Here is a 25261-nt window from a genome sequence, read left to right on the forward strand (position 1 = left end):
TTTCAACCTAAATGATAACGGGTATAAGTCAGTGTAACCAGTTAGGGCTAGAAATGAAATTAGAAAAAGTACCCTTAAGCGCATTAAATGGTGTTGGTATTAAGATGTGTGAGCGTTTAGAGAAGCTTGGCCTTTTTAGTGTTGCTGATTTGCTTTTCCACCTGCCTTTACATTATCAAGATAGAACACGTATATATCCTATTGGTGAATTAAAAGACGGTATGCAAGTGAGCGTGCAAGGAAGCGTTATCAGTTGTAATGTGCAAATGGGAAAACGCCGTATTTTAAAATGCCTGATAGGTGATGAAACCGGGTCGGTGACACTTAATTTTTTTCATTTCAATGCATCACAAAAAAATAGTTTTAGAGAAGGACAATTAATTAAGTGCTTTGGAGAATTTAAACGTGGTTATCAAGGTTTTGAAATCACTCACCCAGAGTACAGCTTAATTAAACAAAGAGAGCAATCTCAAGCTGAAGAAAAGTTAACTCCAATTTACCCTATGACTGAAGGGTTAAAACAAAATAGTATTCGTAAATTAGCCTTACAAGCCATCGATATGCTTCAGCAAAATAGTATTGATGAGTTATTACCGACACAACTGTTAAGTCATCCTATTAGCTTACAGGATGCTTTATTTTATCTTCATCAACCACCTCCCGATGCAAACACTGAGCAGTTAGAAAATAAAACCCATCCTGCACAGCAACGTTTAGTTATTGAAGAGCTCATTGCACAACAACTTAGCATGCTAGCAATGCGTGCTCAGGCACAATCACAGGATGCGATTGTGCTTAAGGGAGAGGGGTGTTAAAGCAACAGTTGTTAGATAATTTAGGTTTTCAACCAACTAATGCGCAACAAAGAGTAGCGAAAGAGATCCAAGCAGATCTACAAAGTGCACATCCTATGATGCGCTTAGTGCAAGGCGATGTTGGCTCAGGTAAAACCTTAGTGGTCGCTTTAGTCGCTTTGAGTGTTATTGAAGCGGGCTTTCAAGTGGCCTTAATGGCCCCTACGGAATTATTAGCCGAGCAACACTTAATTAATTTTCAAAAGTGGTTTGAGCCACTTGGTATTCGTGTTGGTATGCTTTCAGGGAAATTGAAAGCAAAAGAGAAACGCTCTCAAACGGAAGATATACAACTTGGTCTTTCAAAAATGATAGTGGGTACCCATGCCTTATTCTCCGATAATGTTATTTTTAATAATTTAGCGCTTATTATTGTTGATGAGCAACATCGTTTTGGTGTGCATCAGCGTTTAGCATTAAGAGAGAAAGGTTTTTCGACAGGGTTTGCACCACATCAGTTAACCATGACAGCAACACCTATCCCACGTACTTTAGCAATGACAGCCTACGCAGATTTAAAGGTTTCTATTATTGATGAGTTACCGCCTGGAAGAACAGCGGTACAAACCGTTGCACTGTCCGAAGACCGTCGTGATGATATTATTCAACGAGTATATCAATCCTGCAAAAATGAGGGCAGACAGGTGTACTGGGTGTGTACCTTAATTGAAGAGTCGGAGGCATTAGAATGCCAAAGTCGCAGAGGATACAGCAAATAACTTACAACTAAGTTTGCCTGATTTACATATTGGCCTTGTTCACGGAAGAATGAAAGCAGAAGAAAAGCAATATGTTATGGATGCTTTTAAATCAGGTGAATTAAACCTATTAGTAGCAACCACTGTCATAGAGGTGGGAGTAGATGTGCCAAATGCGAGCCTTATGATCATAGAAAATCCGGAGAGATTAGGGCTTTCTCAATTACATCAATTGCGTGGACGAGTTGGCCGAGGAAGTGTTGCTAGTCACTGTGTATTACTTTATAAAAATCCACTGTCATTAACTGCAAAAAAACGTTTACAAATTTTACGTGAAAGTAATGATGGTTTTTATATTTCTGAGCAAGACCTATTAATTCGTGGGCCAGGCGAAGTATTAGGTACTAAGCAGACTGGGGTTGCACAATTTAAAATTGCCGATTTACTCAGAGATCAGGCAATGGTTCCTGTTGCGTTACAACTCGCTCAAAGAATTATAACTGAACAGCCACAATTGATACCTGCATTAACAGCGCGTTGGTTAGGTGAAAAAGAGCACTATGCACATGCATAAAATGAAGCGATTTTTTATCATTGTTTTTAGCGCATTGTGTTTTATTGTTGTGTGTATTAGTTGTTTTATCTACCTTTTTAATATCAATGATTATTCAAAGTGGATCAGTGAGCAACTTAAGTTAACCACAGGTTATGATGTTCGCTTTGAAATGCTCGAAAATAATTGGTTAACTGAGAATAAGCTTTCCGTTGTTGGTTTATCTTTATATCAACAAGATATGCGTATTGTTTATATTAATAGGCTGGATGTCGAGATAGAAAATTTAGACTTATGGTCACGTCAGTTAATGATAAAAAAGCTTCATTTAAAGGGGTTGAGCTTGATATTAAAACACCGTTAACTGTAGCAGAGAATAATTCCTCATATCTCCAGCAAGAGCAAAATGAAGCCGTTGAAAGTGGGAATTTAGCATGGCAAAAATTACACTTATCAGTTATTGAAATGACAGATATGAATGCAACCATTCACCATTTGCAGAAAAAATTATTGATAAAAGATACCAGAGTTGATTTGCAAGATGTACTAGTGATTGATAATAAGCAACTTATTACCTTGCCAGAAAAAGTTGATATGGTCACTCATATAGGTGATCTTGAATTTAATGAGGAAAGCTTAAATGTAGCACTTCAAGATATTAACTTATCCTCCAAAGTAAGTCTGTTAAAACGCCAAGCAGAGTTAGATGTTAGTATTGCTGGTGTACAATTAGAGCATATAGAATATTCGCCTTTCTTATTGGATTCCTTAGTAATAAAAAGCACATTTGATAACAATAGATTAAGGTTAAAAGATTTTTCCCTTAATACTTTCTCTGGTCATTTATCAGCCCAAGCAGAGGCCTTATTTGCTATTAATTGGTTGCCTAAACCTGATTTAAAAATTGAAAGCATTCAGCTTAATGCCTTAAATGCACAAGATATGCATGTTTTAATTGCCAATTTTCCCAAGTTTGATAAACAATCTAATTTAGAAACAGAGCAAAATAAAATGCCTATTGAATCCTTTGTTATTGAGCAAATGAATTTGCAAAATATCAGCTTAATAAGTGAAGCCGAAGTTTTGCCTCTAACACTAAAGTCAGCAGATTTGAAAGTTAATGACTTTCAAGTAATAAAAGATGGTGAGCTTTGGAGTACTAGTGCAGAAAGGAAACAAGGAGCCGATTTTTCAATCTCATTTTCTCAATTAGACTGGCAAGAAGCTGTTATAGAAGGGTTTTCCTTATCAGGAGATCTTATAAAAACAGAACAAGTTTTACAAAGCTTGTTACGTTAATAAATAAAAGATAAAAAAATGCCCACTAATGTGGGCACTTTATAACAAGCCTAAAGGTTTTAAATTAGATATCTAAACCAATATGTTTAGCTGTTTCTAGCGAAATTAAACGTGAACCTGTAGGTAAGTTCTTACTTTTCGCATAAGCATTTGTCGCACGTTCAGTTAAAGGACCGTAGATACCGTCGATTGGGCCGTTATAAACACCAGCTTTTGTCAAACGCTGTTGAAACTCAACGATAGTTTCTGTCGTCATGTTATCTTCACATAACACTTCTGCCCATTTTAGCTTCTCATCAGTTACTTTTTCTGAAGAAGTAACATCTTTATAAACAGCTCGCAATCGGTGTACGTTTTACTTGTTCTGGCGTTACTAAGCGTTGTACTGAAACTGTTTTATATTCAGCAGGAATAACCACTGTTTTAGTTGTTGTTGCTGTATCGATAACACGTTTGGTTACTGTTTCATATTCAGCTTCATGTTGCTCTTCAACAGTACGTTCTGGCGTTTTTAGAACCGTCTTTGTAATTGTTTTATAAGTCGCTGGTACTTCAACTAAACACATTATTTCACCAGTACCATTGTCGATACGAGTTTCTAGTGCACTACTTTGGAAGCCTGCACCACGTTTCCATGCTGTATGAGCTGGTTTATCAATTACTTGTTCAGTAATCGTTTCGTATTCTGCTGGCATTGTTTTTAGGTGAACGTGAGCCGGTCTAACCATGACTTGTTCTGTCACTGTTTTATATGTTGCTGGAACTGCAATAATTTTAGTACTTTCTTCTTTTACTAATAATCTTTCAGTCTCATCTTTGTAAGTAGTCTGCAACAATTTCAATTTTTTCAGATTCCGGTTTTACTAATGTTCTGTCTGTCACTGTTTTAAATGTTGCTGGTGTTAGAACACGTGAGTAACAATGACCTAGTTGTGCATTAGGTGGGAATAACTGATCTTCAGTTACATTAACTTTATTAGCATCATTACTTGCTTGTAAAGCGACTTTAGCTTCTAATTGTTGAGCTGTCTGTTGTGATTGCAATGCTTGCAATTTGTTGCTCGTATTGGCTTTTTTGAGAAGAAAGTTCTTTTTCATGTTGGTCGACAGGAATGGTTTCACAACCACTCATTGCAAAAACAGCGCCTAAAATCGCTGTGGTTAAAAGTGATTTTTTTACGTACATTGTATTCTCCAAATGGGGTATAAATTTTAAAATGTTTCTTCTATTTTTCAGTCCGTTGACAAGACAAGCTTTCACTTTGTTATAACAACTAAAAAGCGTTAAGAAGTGAAAAAAAATATCAAGTTGACAATGTTTTCTGCTAAATTTATTGCACGTAAGTTTTAACTTACTCACCTTAAGATTAGTGGCTTTAGTTTTAAAAAGCAAAACGGTTAAAAAAATAACCTATCGCAAAGCAATATTCACCGATCAAATATAGCTGAAGTAAATGATTTGTCAAGTTTTTCTATGTTGCGATTAGGTTACATTTAAGTAAATGTGGTGTTGATTTTAATTATTTAAAATAATTAAAATTTCATTTTTAATCAGTGTCTTATGTTTTTATCTTGTTTTCTATTGTTATCAAATTGTAGGTTAAATTAAGGCTGTTTTATCCTTTTAGTAATAGCAATGTAACCTGTTCTAATAAGTTGAAAAACAGACTAATATCCTATTTAAAAAGGAAAGGTACGTGACTCGACAACCAGTACAACTTAGTTTTTTATTAATAATTTTGTTGGGTGCCATTAGCGCACTTACGCCACTTGCAATCAATATGTATTTGCCTGCAATGCCTTCTATTGCTAAAGAGTTTGCTTTAAGCGCAGGTGATATCCAAATTACATTAACAGCTTATACCGGTGGTTTTGCGATTGGGCAGTTATTGCATGGGCCTTTAGCAGATAGTTATGGGCGCAAACCTATTCTTTTAATAGGAACGCTATGCTTTACCTTAGCATCTATTTTAAGTGCGCTTGCACCTAGTATAGAAATGCTTACTTGGATGCGTATTGCACAGGGGCTATCGGGAGCCATGCTGCAGTTGTCATTCAAGCCATTGTGCGTGACTTATTTGAAAAAGAAGAGTTCGCAAGAACCATGTCATTTATCGTATTGGTGATGACATTAGCGCCTTTGGTTTCCCCTTAGTAGGTGGGTATATGGCAGTTTGGTTTGGCTGGCGTTCTATTTTTTGGCTTATTGCCAGCGTCGCATTGCTGGTTATTATTGCTATCACTATTAAAATCCCTGAAACACTAGCGAAACAAAATCGTCAGCGTTTTAATATTCGATCTGTGATGAGTAATTATCATTCTATTTTCTTTAGTCGTGATGCCATGCTGTTAATGTTAACTGGCGGTTTTTCTTTTGCTGGTATGTTTGCATTTTTAACAGCAGGCTCCTTTGTTTATATTGAACTTCATGGTGTTTCAACGGAGAGAGTAGGTTTTTTATTTGCTTTAAATGTTCTTTCAATGATGGTCATGACTACCTTAAATGGTCGAATAGTTCGCCGTCAAGGGTCTCGATGGATGCTAAAAATGGGGCTAAGTATTCAATTATTGGGGGCAACTTTGTTATTACTAGGTCAAATATTTGATTTAGGGTTATGGGCAGTTGTTATCCCTGTGATGATGTTTATCAGTGCAATTTCCACTGTTGGTAGCAATACTATGGCTATTTTATTAAATGAATACGGCACTATTGCTGGTACTGCGTCATCGTTATCGGGTACATTGCGCTTTGGTTTAGGTGCTTGCTGTGCGGCTATTATTTCATTTTCACCGGCAACAACAAGTTGGCCTATGGTTACTGTTATTTGTGGTTGTGCTGTGATGTCTAGTTTGTGCTTTGTCTTAAGAACAGCCTTTAAGACAAAGCCTTTAAGTTAGGGCTGATACTGCTTTAGCCCATACCAAACTCTTTTAATTTTCTAGTAAGGGTATTTCTTCCCCAACCAAGTAATTTAGCGGCTTCTTGTTTTTTACCTTCGGTATATTGAAGTGCTGTTTTGAGCATTATTTTTTCAAACTCAGGCAAGGCTTCACTGAGTACGTTCTGATCACCTTGTTTTAGTGAAGTGAGTGTCCACTGTTGCAAATTCTTTTGCCACAGAGGTGTATTACTATCACCGGTTTGTTGTGTTTCTTGTGCACTGAGTTCAGGTGGCAAGTCACTAATATGTACTTCTTGTCCGCTGGCCATCACCGTTAGCCAGCGACAAATATTTTCTAATTGACGCACGTTACCTGGCCATGGCAATTGGCTAAGGTATTCTTTTGTTTCCTCTGTGAGTTGTTTACTTTCAACATTTAGTTCATCAGCAATAATATGTAAGAAATGTTGTGCTAATAGACTGATATCTTCACGGCGCTCTTTTAATGCTGGTAATTGTAATCTAATTACATTGAGGCGGTGAAAAAGGTCTTCACGAAAATCACCGGCTTGCACTTTCTTTTCAAGGTCTTGATGGGTTGCCGCTATGATACGCACATCCACTTTAATGCCTTGATGGCCACCAACGCGGTAAAATTGACCATCTGCTAAAACACGTAATAAACGCGTTTGTACATCTAGTGGCATATCACCGATTTCATCTAAGAATAAGGTACCACCATCGGCTTGCTCAAAACGTCCTTGTCTATTAGTAGAAGCGCCTGTAAAAGCACCTTTTTCATGGCCAAAGAGCTCAGCTTCGATTAATTCTCTTGGAATAGCCGCCATATTAAGTGCAATAAAAGTATTGTCCTTACGTGGGCTGTGCTTGTGTAATGCCTGCGCGACTAATTCTTTACCTGTACCCGATTGACCATTAATTAAAACACTCATACTAGAGCGAGACAAACGTCCGATAACACGGAAAACTTCCTGCATAGCAGGCGCCTCACCAATAATTTCAGGTGCTTCAATACGTTCTTGGTTAGGTTTCTTATTTTGTTTTAACTCTAAACTATGGTTAATGGCTCGTTGAATTAATGCCGTCGCTTCGTGAATATCAAAAGGTTTTGGCAAGTACTCGAAAGCACCACTTTGATAAGCATTAACGGCGCTGTCTAAATCGCTATGGGCAGTCATAATTATGATTGGGATATTAGGGAAACGTTCGTGGATTTTCTCCATTAACGTTAACCCATCAATACCAGGCATGCGCACATCAGATATGATTACCTCAGGTTGTTCAATCTGTAGTTGTTCCCATAGGCATTCAGCATCGGGGAAACTAGCATGGTTTATTTTATTGCTTTTTAAGGTACGTTCTAATACCCAGCGTATGGCATGATCATCATCAACGATCCAAGCAGTAGCGTTCATTTTTATGCTATTTCCTTTAGTAAGTCATGGGTAGATAAATAGAAAATTCTGTGCGCTCTGAAATGCGTTCGCATTCAATCCGCCCATGATGTTGCTTTATAAGTTCTTGTGCGATCGAAAGACCAAGCCCGGTTCCATCACTCTTTCCTGTCACCATAGGATAAAATAAAGTGTGTTTTAAATGATTTGGAATGCCAGGGCCATTATCAATAATTTTAATTTCAATGGCCAATCGTTGTTGTTGTCCATTTATAGTTACTTGATGTGCTGTACGAGTGCGTAATGTTATCATTGAGTCTGCTTTGGCTGCAGGGATAAGTGCCTGCACCGCATTTTGTACTATATTAAGAAAGGCTTGTTGTAGTTGGTCTGACTGCATTTCAAAATCAGGAATACTTGGATCGTAGTCGACTTTAATATTAATAAAATTAGGCAGATCTAAGCATACCAACTTACGCACTTTTTCTAACACAAAATGAACGTTATCACTTTTGCGTTGGCCGATTTTTTGTGGGCCTAATAGACGATTAACAAGTGCGCTTAATCTATCTGCTTGCTCTATTATGATTTGCGTAAATTCTTTAAGCTCTACTGACGGTAATTCGCTTTCGAGTAATTGCGCAAGCACCACGTAAACCACTTAATGGGTTTTTTATTTCGTGTGCTAAACCACGCACCAGTTCTTGAGTCGCTTTTTGTTGGTGTTCTTGATAGTGCACCTGACTTATTTTACGTTGCTGTTCAATGCAACGCATTTCAATAATCACGTAGGCGTTTTGTTGAAAAAATAAATGGCTTGCACTTAGGCTAACTAAAACAGGTCGCGAATCCACTAGTAGTGTGGTCTCGCTTTCGCTAAATGCACCTTTATCTATAAACACTTGCTTTATCGCAACTGGATTAAAATGATAATGTTCTGCGAGCTGATTTAGGCTAAGTTGATGTAAGCGATGATTACTTTGTGAGAGTAATAATTCACTGGCAGTGTTTGCATATATCAAGTTCAAAGCTTCATCAATAATGATAAAGGCTGTATGTGCTTCTTCAATGATAGCCAGTGGGAAATCAGTCGGTAATTTTTTTAGCATAATTTATTATAACTTTCCTGTGCGTTGAAGGTGCACTGTCACAATTTGTGTTTTCGCTAATACCTTGTTATTTTCGTCTAATAAATCAACTTGTACTTGATGCGTACCACGGTCAATATTTAATGCTCTCATGGTTGAGGATATTTGTGGCGAACCGAGTTTTTTACCATCTAAATAAAGTTGGAATTTATGCGTATTTTTTTTAGCAGGCTCTGCTTCAACATGGATTTCAATCGTACCATCATTACTGTGTAGCGGTTTATCATCTTCAGGTGAAATGATTGTTGCTTGATAATCAATTTCAACTTTATCTTCTTCTGGTAAAGATAACTGGTTTGCAATCGAATCTGTTTGTTCCATATTAACTTCTTCTGCAGGCAACAGGTTACTATTTTTTACTTGTATCTCCTGTGTTCCTGGTATGGCCGTGTCAGAAAAGTGGGCTTTGCCATTTTCATCTATCCAGTGATAGATTTTCATTTCTGCCGTCAATGCAACAGGGGAGAATAAGTAAAATAATAAAGAAAATAAAAATATTAAAGATTTCATAGTATCAGGCCTTAAAAATGAATAATTTTAATTGTGAACCATGATGTTAATTTAGGCAATAAAAAGCCCCTGTTCTATGACCCAATTCTAATCATGCTCATCGAGCATATTATTAATTTGGTTAACTCATTTTTTATGTTCTAAAAACTATTTTTTAGTCTGTGAATTAATATGTTAATTGTTATGTTTATATAGGATATTTTTGATTTAAATACTTCTGAAAGCGCTTTACTGCGAATGAAATTGGTTAAATAAAAGAGCAAGTAAGCAGGTGCTTACTTGCTCTTTTTTAACTATTTAATAAATAGCATTTCTTGGTATTTAGGTAGTGGCCATAATTCGTCAGCAACTAACAATTCAAGAGCATCAGCATATTCACGTGCTTCAGCCATTAATGGACATATTACATCAGCACTATGGCGCATATGAGCTTCTGCATCTGCAAAATCATGCTTAGCAACTTCAGCATCAATTTTAGTAACAGCAGTCATTAAGCTATTAGCAAGTGTTGCTACTTCTTTAGTTACTGTTGGCTCTAAAGTTAGGCCTAGGTCAGCAACTGATGCAGAGGCAACAGATAGCTCTGATAAATAAGCAATAGCAGACAGGGTAAATTTTAGTTTTAGCAATATCGCTTACTAATTTTGCTTCTACTTCAATCGCTAAGTTATATTGCTCTGCATAAACTTCGTAACGACTTTCTAATTCAGTCGCAGACAAAACACCTGTGCTAGTAAATAGTTCAATTACTTCAGCTGATTTAAATGCAGGTAATGCATCTGCAGTTGTTGGGATGTTTTTAAGGCCACGTTCTTCAACAGCGACTTTATGCCATTCTTCAGAATATCCGTCACCACCAAATACAGCATTACCGTGAAGTTCCATTAGCTCTTTTAATACTGTAATGACAGCGACAGTTTGATCTTCAGTTTTTAGTGCTTCTTCTAGTTTTTCTGCAATCCAATTTAATGAATCAGCAAGCATAGTATTCATTGCTACTAATGGACCAGATACAGATTGCTCTGAGCCTACTGCGCGGAATTCAAAACGGTTACCTGTGAAGGCAAACGGAGAAGTACGGTTACGGTCACCCGGATCACGGTCGAAGTTAAGGATTTGAGAAAGACCTAAGTCCATTTCTCCACCTTCAGTAGAGTAAGTTAGTTTACCTGTTTTGATTTCTTCAAAAACTTTTTCTAATTGGTCACCTAAGTAAACAGAAAGAATAGCAGGTGGAGCTTCATTAGCACCTAAACGATGATCGTTACCAGCAGAAGCAATTACTGCACGTAATAAAGGACCATATTTATGTACACCACGAATAACCGCACCACAGAATAATAAGAACTGTAAGTTTTCGTGAGGTGTTTTACCTGGATCAAGTAGGTTACCTTGTGTGCTGTTACCAACTGACCAGTTTACGTGTTTACCTGAACCGTTCACACCTGCAAATGGTTTTTCATGTAACAAGCATAAGAAGCCATGTTCTTTAGCTGTTTGCTTCATGATTGTCATAAGAAGTTGTTGTTGGTCAGCGCCAACGTTAGTCGCACCATAATAAGGCGCGATTTCAAATTGTCCTGGCGCTACTTCGTTATGATGAGTTTTAGCTGGAATGCCTAATTTGTATAATTTATCTTCAAAGTCTTGCATGAAGACTTGAACACGTGCAGGGATAGCACCGAAGTAATGGTCATCAAATTGTTGACCTTTAGCTGAGGTCGCACCAAATAAAGTACGACCTGCTAATAATAGATCTGGACGAGCGTTTGCAAAGTTTTCATCAACTAGGAAGTACTCTTGCTCAGGTCCACAGCTTGAATTTAATGTTGCGATTTCTTCTTCGCCCATTAATTTTAATACTTTCTGTCTTGCTTCATCCATTGCAGAGTTTGAACGCAATAGTGGGATTTTTTTATCTAGTGCTTCACCTGTCCATGACATGAATACACTTGGAATCATTAATGTTGCACCATTCGCAGTTTGCTGAATGTATGCTGGGCTTGTTGGATCCCATGCAGTATAACCACGCGCGCCGTTAGTCATACGTAGGCTACCATTAGGGAAAGAAGAACCATCTGGTTCACCTTTAATTAATAGGCTACCAGTAAATTCATTAATTGCATTACCATCAGAATTAGTCAGGATGAATGCATCATGCTTTTCGGCAGTAATGTTAGTCATTGGGTAGAAAACGTGAGAGAAGAATTTAGCGCCTTTTGATAAAGCCCAATCTTTCATCGTCAGCTGCTACTATATCAGCAGTTGTCGCATCTAATGCTTTGCCTGTTTGAGTTGTTTTTTTAATCGCTTTGAATGCTTTTTTAGAAAGAGCATCTTCCATTTTTGCTAGATTAAAAACATCAGTTGCCCAAATTTCCTTTAATGGCTTAGTTTGAGTGACCTGTTTTGGTGCACGATTAGTAATTTGCTCAATTGCTTGAAGGCGGACTTGATTTCCACTCATGTAAGGCTCCTTGCTTATTTAATAGTACTGTTGTTAGCGACTTAGTGATTGTTTATCTAAAATCTTAGGTATTAAAGCAAGAAATAGACCAATTATAAATTAGTGCTTAAAATATAGTCAAAGAGGAAGGTTTTTTAGTACTAAGCAAGAGAGGAATGTCTTTTATTGTTTGATATTAACAAACAAATAAGGCCACATAGGTGGCCTTATTTACTGATAATAGGAACTAATTTAGCAATTAAACGCTGTAGTATAGTTCAAACTCTTTTGGATGTGTTGCACGAGAAACGGCTTCACATTCAGCTGTTTTAAGCGCAATAAATGCATCGATAGCTTCATCCGAGAATACACCACCTTCAGTAAGGAATGCTCGGTCAGCATCAAGTGATGCAAGTGCTTCTTCAAAAGAAACAGCAACCTGTGGGATTGCATCTGCTTCTTCTTTAGGTAGGTCATATAAATCTTTATCTAATGCTTCACCTGGATCAATTTTATTTTTGATTCCATCAAGGCCAGCCATCAACATTGCTGAGAAGCCTAAGTATGGGTTCATTGTTGGGTCAGGGAAACGTACTTCGATACGCGCGACACGTGCTGTTGGTACAATTGGAATACGAATTGAAGCAGAACGGTTACCCGCAGAGTATGCAAGCATTACTGGTGCTTCAAAATGGGGCACTAGGCGTTTGTAAGAGTTAGTTGAAGCATTAGTGAAAGCATTAATTGCTTTAGCATGCTTAATAATACCACCGATGTAATAAAGTGCTAATTGAGATAAGCCACCGTATAAATCACCAGAGAAAAGGTTAACGCCATCTTTACCTAAAGACTGGTGACAGTGGTTACCAGAGCCGTTATCGCCAACAAGAGGTTTAGGCATGAAAGTCGCTGTTTGGCCGTATGCGTGCGCAACGTTATGTACAACATATTTGTAGATTTGGATTTCATCGGCTTTTTCAACCATAGTATTGAAACGACAAGCAATTTCGTTTTGCCCAGCGGTTGCAACTTCATGGTGATGCGCTTCTACAACAAGTCCCATTTCTTCCATGATTAAACACATTGCAGAACGGGTATTTTGTGATGAATCAACCGGTGCTACTGGGAAGTATCCACCTTTAATACGAGGACGATGACCAGTGTTACCTTCTTCGTAAGATGTGCCTGAGTTCCAAGCGACTTCTTTTGCATCGATAGAGAAGAATGAACCTTGAATACTGTTACCGTATTTAACGTCATCAAATAAGAAAAACTCTGGCTCTGGTCCAAATAGAACCGTATCAGCGATACCTGTTGAACGCATGTAAGCTTCTGCGCGTTTAGCAACAGAACGAGGGTCTCGGTCGTAACCTAGCATTGTTTTAGGCTCTAACACGTCACAACGTAAATTAAGTGTTGCGTCATCTGTAAATGGGTCAAGTACAGCTGTTGAAGGGACAGGCATTAATACCATGTCTGAGTTTTGGATCCCTTTCCAGCCAGCGATTGAAGAACCATCGAACATTTTACCTTCTTCGAAAAAATCTTCAGTTACTTGGTGATGAGGTATAGAGACGTGTTGTTCTTTACCGTGTGTATCAGTGAAGCGTAAATCAACGAATTTAACATCTTGTTCTTTGATAAGATCTAGAACGTCTTGCGCAGTTTGTACAGACATGTTTGAAACCTCTTTAACATCAATAATGAATTGTTCCCCTGCAAGTTAGTTTAAACAACACCAACTTGTTCGAAAGCTATTATATCCCCCTTTATTGGAAAAACGACTTAATTCTTCACTGTCACTTGCACTTTTTGGTGCGGAGTGGATCTTTGTGGTGCTTTAGAGGTGTTTGAACGGTGAGAATGGCCTGATTTCCAATTAATAGGGCAGATAAGCTAATTGTGACGTACTTAAAACTTTCTATTTTTGAAATTATGGTTACAATGTGCGCACTTTGGATAACTGGCGAAAATTTAGTCCAGATAACCTATTTATACCAATTAGATTAACCGTACAAATATATTGTTAAGTTTATCTAATTGGTATTTTTTCAATTGTTACTTTTGAGGCACATCATGTCGTTAGATAAATTAAGAAATATAGCTATTATTGCTCACGTTGACCACGGTAAAACTACCCTTGTTGATAAATTATTAGAGCAATCTGGCACATTAGACTCACGCGGTGGTTCTGAAGAGCGTGTAATGGACTCTAACGATTTAGAGAAAGAACGTGGTATTACTATTCTTGCAAAGAATACTGCAATCGAGTGGAACGATTACCATATTAATATCGTAGATACTCCTGGACATGCTGACTTCGGTGGTGAAGTAGAACGTATTATGTCTATGGTAGACAGTGTTTGTTTGATCGTTGATGCGGTTGATGGCCCAATGCCTCAAACACGTTTCGTAACACAAAAAGCATTTGCTTACGGTTTAAAACCAATTGTTGTTATTAATAAAATTGATAAACCAGGTGCGCGTCCTGAATGGGTAATGGATCAAGTTTTTGATTTATTTGATAACCTAGGTGCAACTGATGAGCAGTTAGACTTTAAAGTGGTTTATGCTTCTGCATTAAATGGTTGGGCAAACACTGAGTCTGAAGAACCAACAGAAAACATGGAACCATTATTCCAAGCTATCGTTGATGGTGTTGATGCACCTGATGCAGATCGTGACGGAACCTTCCAAATGCAAATCTCGCAACTTGATTACAACTCATATGTTGGTGTTATCGGTGTTGGTCGTATTACGCGTGGTAATGTAAAAGTTAACCAACAAGTAACGATCATCGGTAGTGATGGCAAACAGCGTAAAGGAAAAGTAGGTCAAGTATTAGGTTACCTAGGACTTGAGCGTCACGATGTTGAACTTGCACAGGCAGGTGACATCATTGCAATCAGTGGTTTAGGTGAACTAAAAATCTCTGATACTATCTGTGATCAAAGTGCAGTTGAGGCTCTACCTCCACTAACAGTTGATGAACCAACAGTAACCATGACTTTCCAAGTAAATACTTCTCCATTCTGTGGTAAAGAAGGTAAATATGTTACTTCGCGTAATATTCTTGATCGTCTGCACAAAGAACTTGTTCATAACGTTGCGTTAAAAGTTGAAGAAACAGAAGATCCAGATAAATTTAAAGTATCAGGCCGTGGTGAACTACACCTAGGTATTTTAATTGAAAACATGCGTCGTGAAGGGTTTGAGTTAGCAGTATCTCGTCCTGAAGTTATCGAGAAGATGATTGATGGTGTATTACATGAGCCAATGGAAACATTGACTGTTGACTGTGAAGATGAGCATCAAGGTTCTGTTATGGAACAACTTGGTATTCGTAAAGCAGAAATGACTAACATGACACCAGATGGTAAAGGCCGTGTTCGTTTAGACTTTATGATTCCAAGTCGTGGTCTAATCGGTTTCCAAACAGAATTTATGACATTAACTTCTGGTTCTGGTCTTTTATACCATAGCTTTGATCATTACGGTCCTCATAAAGGCGGTACAATTGGTCAACGTCAAAACGGTGTATTAGTTTCTAATGCAACAGGTAAAGCGGTAACTTATTCTTTATTCTTCTTGCAAGATCGTGGTCGTCTATTCTTAGGCCATGGTGTTGAAGTATATGAAGGTCAAATTATCGGTATTCATATCCGTTCAAATGACTTAACGGTTAACTGTGTACGTGGTAAACAGTTAACTAACGTACGTGCATCGGGTACCGATGAAGCACAAGTACTATCTCCAGAAATTAAAATGACGCTTGAGCAAGCGCTTGAGTTCATCGACGTTGATGAGTTAGTTGAAGTAACACCAGAAAGCATCCGTATTCGTAAGAAGTTATTAACTGAAAACGAACGTAAACGTCGTCGCTCGTCCTGCTAAGGCATAATTTGCTCAGGCAAGGATAAATAAAAGGTCTTACTTCGGTAAGGCCTTTTTTTGTCTGCATTTTAGAGGTATAGTAGGAATAGCTAAAAAGCTAACAGCCTAAACAATAAGGATAAGTATTTTGCAATTCGATAAAACCTTAGTCATTGATAAAGCTAAATTGTGTTACGGATATATATTATTTGTTTGGCGACGCTGTAAGGAAGACAATATTAAAGTACCAGCAGGGCATCTAGCCTATGTGACTTTATTATCTATTGTGCCTTTTCTGGCTGTTATTTTTTATATGTTATCTGCTTTTCCGATGTTTTCAGAGCTTAATAAAGTGATGGAAGATCTTATTTACAATAACTTTGTGCCTACTTCCGGCGATGCGATCAAAGATCATGTTGGTGGTTTTATTGAAAATACCAAAAAAATGAGCATGATGGGTATTGCTTCTTTAATTGTGATTGCGTTGTTATTAATATCTACAATAGATCAAACTATCAATCGTATTTGGCGTTGTACAAAGAAACGCTCTGTGGTGCAAGCCTTTACTATTTATTGGACTATTTTAAGTTTAGGACCAATTATTTTAGGTAGTAGTATTGCTTTGAGTTCATATCTCTTCTCTATCGTACAAGATCAAGGTTTTCTCTCTATTGGGCAACAGTTACTGAGTTTTATGCCCTTTGTGATTGCTTGGTTAGCATTCTCAGGTGTGTATACCTTAGTTCCTCATCAAAGAGTCGACTTTCGTCATGCGGCTGTAGGCGGTTTAGTTGCCTCGTTATTACTCACCGTTGGTACAGATGTATTTACCTTATACATCACTAACTTCCCTACGCAACAACTGATTTATGGTGCTTTAGCAGTTATCCCGATATTGTTTGTTTGGACTTATTTTAACTGGTTGATAGTACTGTTTGGTGCTGAAGTAACGGTAACATTAGAAGAGTACTTAACACCTGATAAAACTCAGCAGGAAGAAACGTTATGATTGCTTTGATACAACGCGTCACAAATGCCTGTGTACGCGTTGACAATGAAATTGTTGGGCAAATAGATGCTGGCTTATTAGTGTTACTAGGTGTTGAAAAAGGTGATAATAATAAAAATTGCCAACGCCTTGCTGAGAAAGTACTGGCTTATCGCATTTTTTCCGATGAAAACGATAAGATGAATTTAAACGTCCAACAAGCATCAGGTGACTTGCTGGTTGTCTCCCAATTTACTCTAGCTGCGGAAACCAAAAAAGGTAATCGTCCTGGTTTTTCTAATGCGACCGAGCCTGAAGAAGCTAAAAGACTCTATGAACATTTTAGTGAGCACTGCCGTGAATTAGGAATGAAGGTTGAAAACGGTATTTTTGTCGCCGATATGCAGGTCGGTTCTACTAACGATGGACCAATAACTTTTTGGTTACAGGTGTAAACTTTTTATACCTGTTTGTGTCTATTCATTATCACCGTTTCAAATCTTATTGTTTTAGCGCCAGTTATTAATCGAGAGTTTTTCATGTTACGAATTATTTTAGCCATTCTATCTGTAGGAATTTTTATGCCTCAATCAATCAATGCAGTTGAACTATCCCCTTATAAAGTTAGTGATATAAAGGTTAAACAAAGCCCAAATGATGATCGTGATTATCAAGTTATTATGCTGAGTAATGCGCTACAAATATTATTAGTATCAGATCCTGATTTAGAAAATAGTGCAGTATCCATTTCAGTACCCGTAGGCAGTATGCATAACCCCGATAGTCAATTAGGCCTAGCACATTATTTAGAACATATGTTGTTCTTGGGTTCTGAACGTTATCCGACTATTAATGAATACAGCAAATTTATGAGTCAAAATGGCGGACATACTAACGCTTATACTTCTCAACAAAGTACGGTATATGGTTTTGAAGTTAATGATAAGGCCTTTGAAGAAGCTTTAGACCGTTTAGGTGATGTCATGAGAGCACCTTTGTTAGATGAAAAATATGCCGAAAAAGAACGTCATACGGTTAATGCGGAACATCAAACTTACTTTGATAATGACATGCGTAAACTTTATGCGTTACAACGTTACACACTCAACCCTGAACACCCAATGGCACGTTTTAGCACAGGGGATTTAACGACACTGGTTGATAAAGAAAATAGTAAACTACAAACAGAGTTAGTTGATTTTTTTAATCAACATTATTCAGCTAATACAATGAAAGTGGCGCTGACCAGCCCGCGCTCAATTGAAGATTTAAGCCAAGTAGCAAGCACTTATTTAACTCAAATTCCAAATAGAAATACTCGCAAAGCAACTATTCTTGAACCCTTATTAACCGACGAGCAATTGGCGATTAAAGTAGAAATGAAACCAACGGCGGATATTAAACTACTGCAAGTTAACTTTTTACTGCCGAGCGTTAAAGCAGAATATATGTATCAACCCGGCGGATATCTTAGTCGATTGTTAGGCTCAGATCATCAGGATGGTTTATCTGATACCTTGATAAAAGCAGGCTTAGTGGATTCGGTGATGGCTAGCTTTCATTCTGCTCATAGTGATTTTTATTCTAACTTTTCATTACAATTTAAACTGACCAGTGAAGGTGTGGATGAACAGGATCAAATCATGAGCACTTTGTTTGCCTTTATTGAGCTAATCAAAAAACAAGGTATTAATCAGGCTCAGTTTGATGAACAGAAAAAAAGCTTAGAGACTCGTTTTAACTTTTTATATAAACACTCTGGGTTTAATTATGTCATGGGCTTAGTCGCCAATATGCAACAATATCCGATTAAAGATATTCTCTATTTTCCTTATCGTTTAGATGCCTTTAATGAAACCTTTATTGAACAGTTATTGAGTTATTTAACCCCTGAAAATAGCCGCCTATTTGTACTTTCTCCGAAGGCAAAGGGAGGAAAAGATATTCCCTATTATGAAGGTGAATATGCGGTTGAAAAAATACCGGAATCGATACAACAACAATGGCTTGAAAATGGGAAAAATATTGAAATGGTTTTGCCAAGTAATAATATTTGGCAACCAGAAAAACTATCGCTTGTAAAAGCCGAACATGCAGGAAAAGCTGTACAACTTATTAACCAGCAAGGCCACTCACTTTGGTTTGCACAAAGTGCAGAAATTAGTGAACCTAAGGGCAGTCTAAAGTTACACTTAAATAGTAATATTGCTGATCAAAGCGTTGAAAATAGAGTCACTATGCATCTATTGCTTAGCTTATTGCATAAGCAATTCGGAGAGTTAAATTTTGTCACCCAGGAGGCGGGATTAAACTTTTCTGTTTCTCAGTCAAATGGGATGTTAATCAGTACCTCTGGGTACAGTGATAAGCAAGATAAGTTATTATTAACTGTACTTGAACAAATTAAACAGGCTAGCTTTAGTGAACAATCTTTACAGCTTGCTAAACAGGATTTGCAACGTCAACTGAATAACAAAGGCAAAATGAAAGCATTGGATTTAGCTTTTAGCGGTTTTAGACAGTTAATTCGTCAACCTGCCTGGGATGATAAAACATTATTAAATGAAGTTGATAAAATTACCCTGCAACAAATAGATAACTTAAAACAAAATATTTTAACGCAATCAAGTATACGTCTGCTTGCTTTGGGGAATTTTACTCAATTACAGGTGTTAGCACTTGATAAACAATTAACGCAACATGTGAATATTAAAAATCATGCTTTTTATAATATTCAACGTTTGCAGGCTAACCCTGAACAAGGAGCTCTAAATTACGCGTTATTATCAGAAATGCAGGATGATGCTTTAGCCATGGTACATTTAGCAAATATTGAAGGAGATAAAGCACTCGCGACAGCAGAGTTATTAAATAAACTATTGAAGCCTGCCTTTTATGATCAAATTCGTACTCAAGAACAATTAGCCTATTCTCCCTTCAGTGCTACTTTCAAAGTGAATGAACCAGGTCGCTTTTGGATTATTTACGCAAAGCCCAACTGCAAATAACAACACGCTTTATCAACGTTTTAATGCATTTTTAGATAACTTCCAAGGAAAATTAAAGACGGTTACTGAGGATGAATTTGCACAAATAAAAGAAGCTCATATTGCTAATTATTTAGCTAAACCAACTTCATTAGCAGGGGAATTTGGCTACTTAACAAAAGAATGGTTAAGCATTAAAGCAGATATCAATAGTAAAGCCGAATATATAAAAGTATTACAATCTGTCGCCTTAAAGGATGTACAGGACTTTTATGAGAAAGTGTTAATCTCGGATAAAAATAAACAGCTTATTGTGGTGCAAGTACGGGGGAAAAGCTTTATTGAGGCTCCGTTATTATCATTAGAAAAACAAATTAATATTAACAATATCGATGAGTTAGATAAAAAATAAAGTCATAAATAGTTTCTATTGGAAGGGCTGATTTGTTTTTTAATTCACACTATTGTGGCTAATTTTTTGTTATCATATAAAAATGTTTTTATTTTTAACAAGGCTTTAAATTATGCGCCCTAGTCAGCGTGCTCCCGAGCAAAATCGTGAAATAAAAATTACACGTCATTTTACTGCTTATGCGGAGGGATCCGTATTAATTGAAGTGGGTAATACTAAAGTTTTGTGTAACGCCTCAGTATCAAGCTCTGTACCCTCTTTTTAAAGGGTAAAGGTAAAGGTTGGGTGACGGCGGAATATTCGATGTTACCGCGTGCAACACATTCACGTAATAGCCGTGAAGCATCAAAGGGTAAGCAGGGTGGGCGCACCTTAGAAATCCAAAGACTGATCGGTCGCTCACTACGTGTCGCTGTTGATTTAGAAGCGCTAGGGGAAAACATGATCACTCTTGATTGTGATGTCATTCAAGCCGATGGTGGTACGCGAACAGCCTCTATCACGGGGGCTTGTATTGCCTTAGTCGACGCATTAAATTGGATGGTTAGCCAAGGAAAAATTAAAAAAGTCCTTTAAAGCAGATGGTTGTCGCTGTTTCCGTTGGTATCTATCAAGGCACACCAGTTTGTGACTTAGATTATGCAGAGGACTCCAATGCCGAAACGGATATGAATGTAGTGATGACAGAAGCTGGTGGCATGATTGAAATACAAGGTACCGCGGAAGAAGGCGCCTTTAGCCATGAACAATTATTAGAAATGCTAAGTCTTGCTAAAACTGGCATTAATACATTAGTCAATGAACAAAAAAAAGCATTACTTGCGGAGTAAATAGTGAAAAAATATCAAAAAGAATTTATTGAATTTGCGATTGAAAAAGAAGTGTTAAAGTTTGGGGAATTTACCCTAAAATCTGGACGTATTAGCCCCTATTTTTTTAATGCGGGTTTGTTTAATACTGGGCGTGATTTAGCGCGTTTAGGACGATTTTATGCGCTGACTTTAGAGGACTCTGAGATTGATTATGATCTTTTATTTGGTCCTGCATATAAAGGTATTCCTATTGCGACCACTACGGCCGTTGCCTTATCAAATGATTATGGCCTTGATGTACCATATTGTTTTAACCGTAAAGAAGCCAAAACACATGGTGAAGGTGGTAGTTTAGTGGGTTCTAAACTAACGGGTAAAGTTATGTTGGTGGATGATGTTATTACTGCGGGTACGGCTATTCGTGAATCGATGGATATTATTAATGCACATAAAGCGGAACTTGCAGGTGTCTTGATTGCACTTGATCGTCAGGAAAAAGGTAAAGCTGAACTTTCTGCTATTCAAGAAGTAGAACGAGATTATGATGCTAAGGTGATATCAATTGTGCAACTTGCAGACGTTGTGGCTTACCTTGAAAGCCTGCCTGAAATGCAACAACACTTGATTTCAGTACAGAAGTATAGAGAAGAATACGGTATTTAAGATTGCAATGACTTAATAAATGCTCCGAGTTTGTTTATTGATAAACAGACTCGGAGCATTTTTTTATAGAAAATAAATGGTTATCGAATAATGATTTGATCGCGTTCTGGACCGACTGAAACGATACTAATTTTGACTCCCATTAATGCTTCAATACGCAATACATAAGCCTGTGCTGCAACAGGTAAGCTTGCAAAGGTACGACAACCAGTAATATCCTCATCCCATCCCTGCATATTTTCATACACAGGTGTTAATGATGATGTTTGAGGCCAAATAGGGTTTTCGGTATGCTCTCCTTCATAGGCAACACAAATTTTAAGATCTGTCATGCCCGATAAGCAATCGATTTTGGTTAAAGCAATTTCTGTTGCGACTTGTAACTCGATACCATTACGCGTAGCAACCGCATCAAAAAATCCCATATCACGAGGACGACCTGTGGTAGCGCCGTATTCGTTTGCTGTTTCGCGGAAATTATCTTGTTCTTCCATGGCTGTAACCAAGGTACCTGTACCCACTGATGAGCTAAAGGATTTCGCTACCGCAATAATACGCTCTGGGCGTAATGCAGGTAACCCACTACCGATTCCGGCGTAAGTCGCTGTTACATTAGAAGAGGTTGTCCACGGGTATTCGCCATAAACTAAGTCTCGTCCAGCGCCTAATTGCGCTTCAAATAATAGCTTGGCTTGGTCTTTTTGTAATGCTTTTAAAGGCTCGGTAACGTTACAAATAAATTGGCGCCATGGTGCGCTGATCTCCAATAACCAGGCGGTCATTTCAGCGACTGTTTGATTGAAATCACACTCTGGATAGAGTGCTTTTAATTGTGGCATTTTCCAATCTAGCATGAACTGAATACGCTCCTGCAAAACCTCAGGTTGATTTAACCAGCCAACTAAAATACCTTTTTTCATAACACGATCACCATAGGCAGGAGAGATACCTTGGCGAGTGGAGCCATAAGCGGCATCACCCAGACGCTGTTCTTCTAAGGTATCTTCTAAGGCATGTAGTGGTAAACATAAAGTGGCACGATCAGAGATACACAGTTTTACTTCAATACCTGCTTCTTTTACTTCCGCTATTTCTTCACTTAATGCTTGCAGGGCTGATGACCATACCTGGGCCAAGTACTGCAATACAATTAGGGTTAAAAATACCACTCGGTAATTGGTGTAATTTAAAGGTGCCAAAGTCATTTACAACAGTATGACCGGCGTTATTGCCACCCTGGAAACGAATACTAGCAAGTGCATCTCGCGACTAAAAATCGACGATGCGACCTTTGCCTTCATCACCCCAATTTGCACCTACTACAACAATTGATGACATATCTTACCTCTCTATTAGTTAAAGCCGTATGTTATATAGACAATGTCAATAAGAGAAATTAATTATAATTATTACCTTGATAAGAAATACATATGAAGTATGGTTAAGTTTCTTCAATTTTATAAGCACTAGGAAAGGGTATGCTTGATATTAATTGGTTAAAAACCTTTGTTACATTGGCTGAGTTAAAACACTTTGGTAAGACGGCTTCTGCTTTGCATATGACCCAACCTAATGTCAGTTTGCATATTAAGCAACTTGAAAAAAGTACACGTATCAAGTTGATTGAACGCAATCCATTCCGTTTAACACAGGCTGGTTTTAGGTTATTAGAGAGCAGTCAAAAAACCTTAATGGAGTTAAAAACCTGTCAGGCAGATTTAAATGCCATTAATGATTTAAGCCAAGGCACATTGACAATTGCGACCAGTGATATTATTTCAAGGTTATTACTCATTGAGCCTTTTCAGTTGTTTAAGGCTGAGTTTCCTAATATTGACTTCTCACTGGTAAATACCACTTCGGCGCAGGCTTCGCGACTAGTTAAAAATGCTGAGGCTGATTTAGGTTTTGTTATCGCGCAGAAAGCCAGTCAGCCTTTACACTTTATGGAATTACAGCAAATTAAATGGTGTGCCCTAGGAGAAGACTTCGAAACTTGGCAGAATAAACCATTAGCGCCTGATGCCCCCTTAGCAGAATTGCCAACTTTAATATTATTAGGTCATGATACTCGCACCCGTGATTTGATTGATCTTGCTTTACCATTACTTAATTTACCACGATATCGGATAATGGAAGTAGGTAGTGTTGACGCACAAATTGATTGGGCTGAAGCTGGTTTTGGTATTGCCATTGTGCCTGAATTTTCGCTTTATAATAAACAACACCTAAATGCTAAAGTAACGGCTTTACCCCAATTTCCAAGCACCAGCTTTGGTTATATTGTACGTCAGAATCAAATCCTATCAAAAGCTATCAAACAACTTTTACACTGGGTAAATGAAGGGATCATTGATTCGCAAAAGTAATAAATAGCTTGTAACAGGTTCAAATTTTCAAGCAATCTTCTTTAGAAAAAATTCTAAAAATTTAAAGGCTCTACAACAGGTTGCTCGGTCAAAGACACAAATGACCGTTTATGTTTATATCGCTCTGTATATATGCTCGTTAGCAATCTCAGAAGATCAGTTATGAATCGTATTGAGCATTTTAAATTAAGATTATTTATCTATCATGCTCTGTAATTTGTGACAATTAAGTTTATCCCCAACAAAGGTTATTTTGTTGATATCACGCCTTGGAGCGTAATTACCGCGTAATGATTCAAACTGCTGAGGAGAAGATTTTAAATATTGGTTATCTTCACGGATATCATAAATCTCAAAAATGGCTTGGATAAGCCCTTTGTCACCAGTTTGTACTTCAATCACTTGTTCTGATTTGGGTAAATTTTTTGCAACCCAATTGTGCAAAGGTAAGTTAAACATTTGTGCAACTTGATGCACCGAGCGCATGGTTCCATTCGCTTTCCCATCAACGGAATAACCAGCAATATGGGCAGTTGCGAGTGTGCAAAGATCCATCAGTGATTGGTCGATAAGAGGTTCTTTTTCCCATACGTCTAATACCGCTTTTAGACGTTTATTTTTAAGCTCTGCTTTAAGGTCTTGCTCTTGAATTATGCCACCACGTGAACTATTGATAAGCCAAGCTCCATCTTTCATTTTAGCAAGCTTTGATTTATCCATTAGATAAGCAGTAGGATATTTTCCTGTTTGCTGATAAGGCACGTGTAGGGTAATAAAATCAGCCTGTTCGAGAATATCATCGAGTGCGTGGAATGATGCTTGTCCTTCGCGCTCAGCGCGGGGGATCATTAATTAAGACCTTCATACCTAAGGCTTCAACAACAGATTTAACTTGTTGGCCGACATTACCACAGCCTATGATCGCAAAGGTTTTTCCGATTGGATCAAAGTCTTCTAAATGCATTCGATATGCAATAATAGAAGCAATAAAAGTAGCGACAGAGCCTGCGTTACAACCTGGGCAATTTAACCATTTTATGCTTGCTTTATCTAAGTAGTCTCTATCAATATGATCATAACCAATAGTAGCAGTGACCACTAATTTCACTTTTGAGCCAGACAGTAGGTTTGCGTTTACTTTTGTGCGTGTTCTGATAATTAATGCGTCAGCATCTTTAACATTATCCGCATTGATTTCTGAGCCAGTGATATAACTCATTTCTGCAAAGTTTTCTAAGGCGCCTTTTAAATAAGGAATATGCTTATCGGCAACAATTTTCATGATGGGATCCAAGATTATTTAGAGGCGCTAATTTAACAATATATTGAGGCGACTTAAATAGCTAAGAATG

General features: G+C 37.6%; 22 protein-coding genes and 4 pseudogenes. 13 read left to right on the forward strand and 13 right to left on the reverse strand.

Translation table 11 applies throughout. From position 1 onward, the window contains the following. The first annotated feature begins 53 nt into the window (after positions 1-53). The 3 genes and pseudogenes from recG to ACLKMH_RS04195 all read left to right on the forward strand — a co-directional run bounded on the left by recG (position 54) and on the right by ACLKMH_RS04195 (position 3404). Positions 54-2126, forward strand: a pseudogene (gene recG, locus ACLKMH_RS04185) (ATP-dependent DNA helicase RecG). After that, positions 2119-2469: a hypothetical protein gene (locus ACLKMH_RS04190; protein ID WP_413700986.1), complete on the forward strand. Its 351-nt coding sequence runs from the start codon at positions 2119-2121 to the stop codon at positions 2467-2469. Before recG ends, ACLKMH_RS04190 begins: the two are co-directional and overlap by 8 nt. Then, a complete protein-coding gene (locus ACLKMH_RS04195) occupies positions 2400-3404 on the forward strand; it encodes a hypothetical protein (RefSeq protein ID WP_413700987.1) in 1005 nt (334 codons plus the stop codon). Before ACLKMH_RS04190 ends, ACLKMH_RS04195 begins: the two co-directional genes overlap by 70 nt. 64 nt (positions 3405-3468) lie before the next feature. On the opposite strand, the gene ACLKMH_RS04200 is transcribed toward ACLKMH_RS04195, so the two are convergent. From ACLKMH_RS04200 to ACLKMH_RS04215, 4 genes are read right to left on the reverse strand one after another with little or no spacing between them, the layout of a single operon-like run. After that, positions 3469-3747 (reverse strand): peptidoglycan-binding domain-containing protein, encoded by a 279-nt coding sequence (locus tag ACLKMH_RS04200; RefSeq protein WP_413700988.1) that lies wholly within the window; start codon positions 3745-3747, stop codon positions 3469-3471. After that, positions 3731-4246 (reverse strand): hypothetical protein, encoded by a 516-nt coding sequence (locus ACLKMH_RS04205; RefSeq protein WP_413700989.1) that lies wholly within the window; start codon positions 4244-4246, stop codon positions 3731-3733. The genes ACLKMH_RS04200 and ACLKMH_RS04205 overlap by 17 nt, the downstream gene beginning before the upstream one ends. Beyond that, a complete protein-coding gene (locus tag ACLKMH_RS04210) occupies positions 4215-4457 on the reverse strand; it encodes a hypothetical protein (RefSeq protein ID WP_413700990.1) in 243 nt (80 codons plus the stop codon). Before ACLKMH_RS04210 ends, ACLKMH_RS04205 begins: the two co-directional genes overlap by 32 nt. Continuing rightward, positions 4411-4590: a hypothetical protein gene (locus tag ACLKMH_RS04215; RefSeq protein WP_413700991.1), complete on the reverse strand. Its 180-nt coding sequence runs from the start codon at positions 4588-4590 to the stop codon at positions 4411-4413. The genes ACLKMH_RS04210 and ACLKMH_RS04215 overlap by 47 nt, the downstream gene beginning before the upstream one ends. Positions 4591-5101: 511 nt before the next feature. Between ACLKMH_RS04215 and ACLKMH_RS04220 the strand changes: the two genes are divergently transcribed. After that, the gene (locus tag ACLKMH_RS04220; protein ID WP_413700992.1) at positions 5102-5530 is read left to right on the forward strand and encodes an MFS transporter; all 429 of its coding nucleotides are present in this window, start codon (positions 5102-5104) and stop codon (positions 5528-5530) included. A 40-nt stretch (positions 5531-5570) separates the two neighbouring features. Beyond that, positions 5571-6302 carry an MFS transporter gene (locus ACLKMH_RS04225; protein ID WP_413700993.1) on the forward strand — a complete coding sequence of 244 codons (732 nt, stop codon included), beginning with the start codon at positions 5571-5573 and terminating at the stop codon, positions 6300-6302. Positions 6303-6315: 13 nt separating this feature from the next. Here the strand turns inward: ACLKMH_RS04225 and glnG are convergent, their stop codons facing one another. The 6 genes and pseudogenes from glnG to glnA all read right to left on the reverse strand — a co-directional run bounded on the left by glnG (position 6316) and on the right by glnA (position 13483). Then, complete coding sequence (gene glnG, locus ACLKMH_RS04230; protein ID WP_413700994.1) at positions 6316-7722, reverse strand: nitrogen regulation protein NR(I); 1407 nt, start codon at positions 7720-7722, stop codon at positions 6316-6318. A 16-nt stretch (positions 7723-7738) separates the two neighbouring features. Further along, positions 7739-8353 (reverse strand): nitrogen regulation protein NR(II), encoded by a 615-nt coding sequence (gene glnL / locus ACLKMH_RS04235; RefSeq protein ID WP_413700995.1) that lies wholly within the window; start codon positions 8351-8353, stop codon positions 7739-7741. After that, entirely contained in the window at positions 8304-8810 is a 507-nt protein-coding gene (locus tag ACLKMH_RS04240; RefSeq protein ID WP_413700996.1) for a PAS domain-containing protein, read from the reverse strand. Before ACLKMH_RS04240 ends, glnL begins: the two co-directional genes overlap by 50 nt. A gap of 6 nt (positions 8811-8816) precedes the next feature. Continuing rightward, on the reverse strand, positions 8817-9359 hold the full coding sequence (locus ACLKMH_RS04245; protein ID WP_413700997.1) for a DUF4124 domain-containing protein: 543 nt from the start codon (positions 9357-9359) through the stop codon (positions 8817-8819). A gap of 293 nt (positions 9360-9652) precedes the next feature. Continuing rightward, a pseudogene (locus tag ACLKMH_RS04250) lies at positions 9653-11826 on the reverse strand (glutamine synthetase III). A gap of 238 nt (positions 11827-12064) precedes the next feature. Then, positions 12065-13483 carry a glutamate--ammonia ligase gene (glnA, locus tag ACLKMH_RS04255; protein ID WP_413700998.1) on the reverse strand — a complete coding sequence of 473 codons (1419 nt, stop codon included), beginning with the start codon at positions 13481-13483 and terminating at the stop codon, positions 12065-12067. 398 nt (positions 13484-13881) lie between these two features. On the opposite strand from glnA, the gene typA reads away from it, so the two are divergent. From typA to pyrE, 7 genes and pseudogenes are all read left to right on the forward strand, one after another. Beyond that, complete coding sequence (gene typA / locus ACLKMH_RS04260) at positions 13882-15699, forward strand: translational GTPase TypA (RefSeq protein WP_413700999.1); 1818 nt, start codon at positions 13882-13884, stop codon at positions 15697-15699. A 127-nt stretch (positions 15700-15826) separates the two neighbouring features. Further along, complete coding sequence (locus ACLKMH_RS04265) at positions 15827-16687, forward strand: virulence factor BrkB family protein (RefSeq protein ID WP_413701000.1); 861 nt, start codon at positions 15827-15829, stop codon at positions 16685-16687. Beyond that, complete coding sequence (gene dtd / locus ACLKMH_RS04270; RefSeq protein WP_413701001.1) at positions 16684-17121, forward strand: D-aminoacyl-tRNA deacylase; 438 nt, start codon at positions 16684-16686, stop codon at positions 17119-17121. The genes ACLKMH_RS04265 and dtd overlap by 4 nt, the downstream gene beginning before the upstream one ends. Positions 17122-17247: 126 nt before the next feature. Further along, a complete protein-coding gene (locus ACLKMH_RS04275) occupies positions 17248-19674 on the forward strand; it encodes an insulinase family protein (protein ID WP_413701002.1) in 2427 nt (808 codons plus the stop codon). After that, entirely contained in the window at positions 19625-20065 is a 441-nt protein-coding gene (locus ACLKMH_RS04280; RefSeq protein WP_413701003.1) for a hypothetical protein, read from the forward strand. Before ACLKMH_RS04275 ends, ACLKMH_RS04280 begins: the two co-directional genes overlap by 50 nt. A gap of 112 nt (positions 20066-20177) precedes the next feature. Further along, positions 20178-20895, forward strand: a pseudogene (rph, locus tag ACLKMH_RS04285) (ribonuclease PH). Between the two features lie 3 nt (positions 20896-20898). After that, positions 20899-21540 (forward strand): orotate phosphoribosyltransferase, encoded by a 642-nt coding sequence (gene pyrE, locus ACLKMH_RS04290; protein ID WP_413701004.1) that lies wholly within the window; start codon positions 20899-20901, stop codon positions 21538-21540. Positions 21541-21620: 80 nt separating this feature from the next. On the opposite strand, the pseudogene ACLKMH_RS04295 reads toward pyrE, so the two are convergent. Further along, positions 21621-22878 (reverse strand): annotated as a pseudogene (locus ACLKMH_RS04295) (adenylosuccinate synthetase). A gap of 140 nt (positions 22879-23018) precedes the next feature. Between ACLKMH_RS04295 and ACLKMH_RS04300 the strand changes: the two are divergent. Next, on the forward strand, positions 23019-23909 hold the full coding sequence (locus ACLKMH_RS04300; RefSeq protein ID WP_413701005.1) for a LysR family transcriptional regulator: 891 nt from the start codon (positions 23019-23021) through the stop codon (positions 23907-23909). Between the two features lie 192 nt (positions 23910-24101). On the opposite strand, the gene ACLKMH_RS04305 is transcribed toward ACLKMH_RS04300, so the two are convergent. After that, positions 24102-24758, reverse strand: a complete 657-nt coding sequence (locus ACLKMH_RS04305) for a DUF3410 domain-containing protein (RefSeq protein ID WP_413701006.1) — start codon at positions 24756-24758, stop codon at positions 24102-24104. Next, positions 24742-25191 (reverse strand): NAD(P)-dependent oxidoreductase, encoded by a 450-nt coding sequence (locus ACLKMH_RS04310; RefSeq protein WP_413701007.1) that lies wholly within the window; start codon positions 25189-25191, stop codon positions 24742-24744. Before ACLKMH_RS04310 ends, ACLKMH_RS04305 begins: the two co-directional genes overlap by 17 nt. Between the last annotated feature and the right edge of the window lie 70 nt (positions 25192-25261).

The organism is Psychromonas sp. KJ10-10 (genome assembly GCF_047323245.1).
Classification (GTDB): Bacteria; Pseudomonadota; Gammaproteobacteria; order Enterobacterales; family Psychromonadaceae; genus Psychromonas.

Bases quoted from the DNA above. Each gene is read 5' to 3' on its own strand.
- ACLKMH_RS04190 (WP_413700986.1), top strand. From the start codon at position 2,119: ATGCATAAAATGAAGCGATTTTTTATCATTGTTTTTAGCGCATTGTGT.
- ACLKMH_RS04195 (WP_413700987.1), top strand. From the start codon at position 2,400: ATGGTCACGTCAGTTAATGATAAAAAAGCTTCATTTAAAGGGGTTGAG.
- ACLKMH_RS04215 (WP_413700991.1), bottom strand. From the start codon at position 4,590: ATGTACGTAAAAAAATCACTTTTAACCACAGCGATTTTAGGCGCTGTT.
- ACLKMH_RS04225 (WP_413700993.1), top strand. From the start codon at position 5,571: ATGGCAGTTTGGTTTGGCTGGCGTTCTATTTTTTGGCTTATTGCCAGC.
- glnG (WP_413700994.1), bottom strand. From the start codon at position 7,722: ATGAACGCTACTGCTTGGATCGTTGATGATGATCATGCCATACGCTGG.
- ACLKMH_RS04240 (WP_413700996.1), bottom strand. From the start codon at position 8,810: ATGCTAAAAAAATTACCGACTGATTTCCCACTGGCTATCATTGAAGAA.
- ACLKMH_RS04245 (WP_413700997.1), bottom strand. From the start codon at position 9,359: ATGAAATCTTTAATATTTTTATTTTCTTTATTATTTTACTTATTCTCC.
- glnA (WP_413700998.1), bottom strand. From the start codon at position 13,483: ATGTCTGTACAAACTGCGCAAGACGTTCTAGATCTTATCAAAGAACAA.
- typA (WP_413700999.1), top strand. From the start codon at position 13,882: ATGTCGTTAGATAAATTAAGAAATATAGCTATTATTGCTCACGTTGAC.
- dtd (WP_413701001.1), top strand. From the start codon at position 16,684: ATGATTGCTTTGATACAACGCGTCACAAATGCCTGTGTACGCGTTGAC.
- ACLKMH_RS04275 (WP_413701002.1), top strand. From the start codon at position 17,248: ATGCCTCAATCAATCAATGCAGTTGAACTATCCCCTTATAAAGTTAGT.
- ACLKMH_RS04280 (WP_413701003.1), top strand. From the start codon at position 19,625: ATGAACCAGGTCGCTTTTGGATTATTTACGCAAAGCCCAACTGCAAAT.
- ACLKMH_RS04300 (WP_413701005.1), top strand. From the start codon at position 23,019: ATGCTTGATATTAATTGGTTAAAAACCTTTGTTACATTGGCTGAGTTA.
- ACLKMH_RS04305 (WP_413701006.1), bottom strand. From the start codon at position 24,758: ATGATCCCCCGCGCTGAGCGCGAAGGACAAGCATCATTCCACGCACTC.
- ACLKMH_RS04310 (WP_413701007.1), bottom strand. From the start codon at position 25,191: ATGAAAATTGTTGCCGATAAGCATATTCCTTATTTAAAAGGCGCCTTA.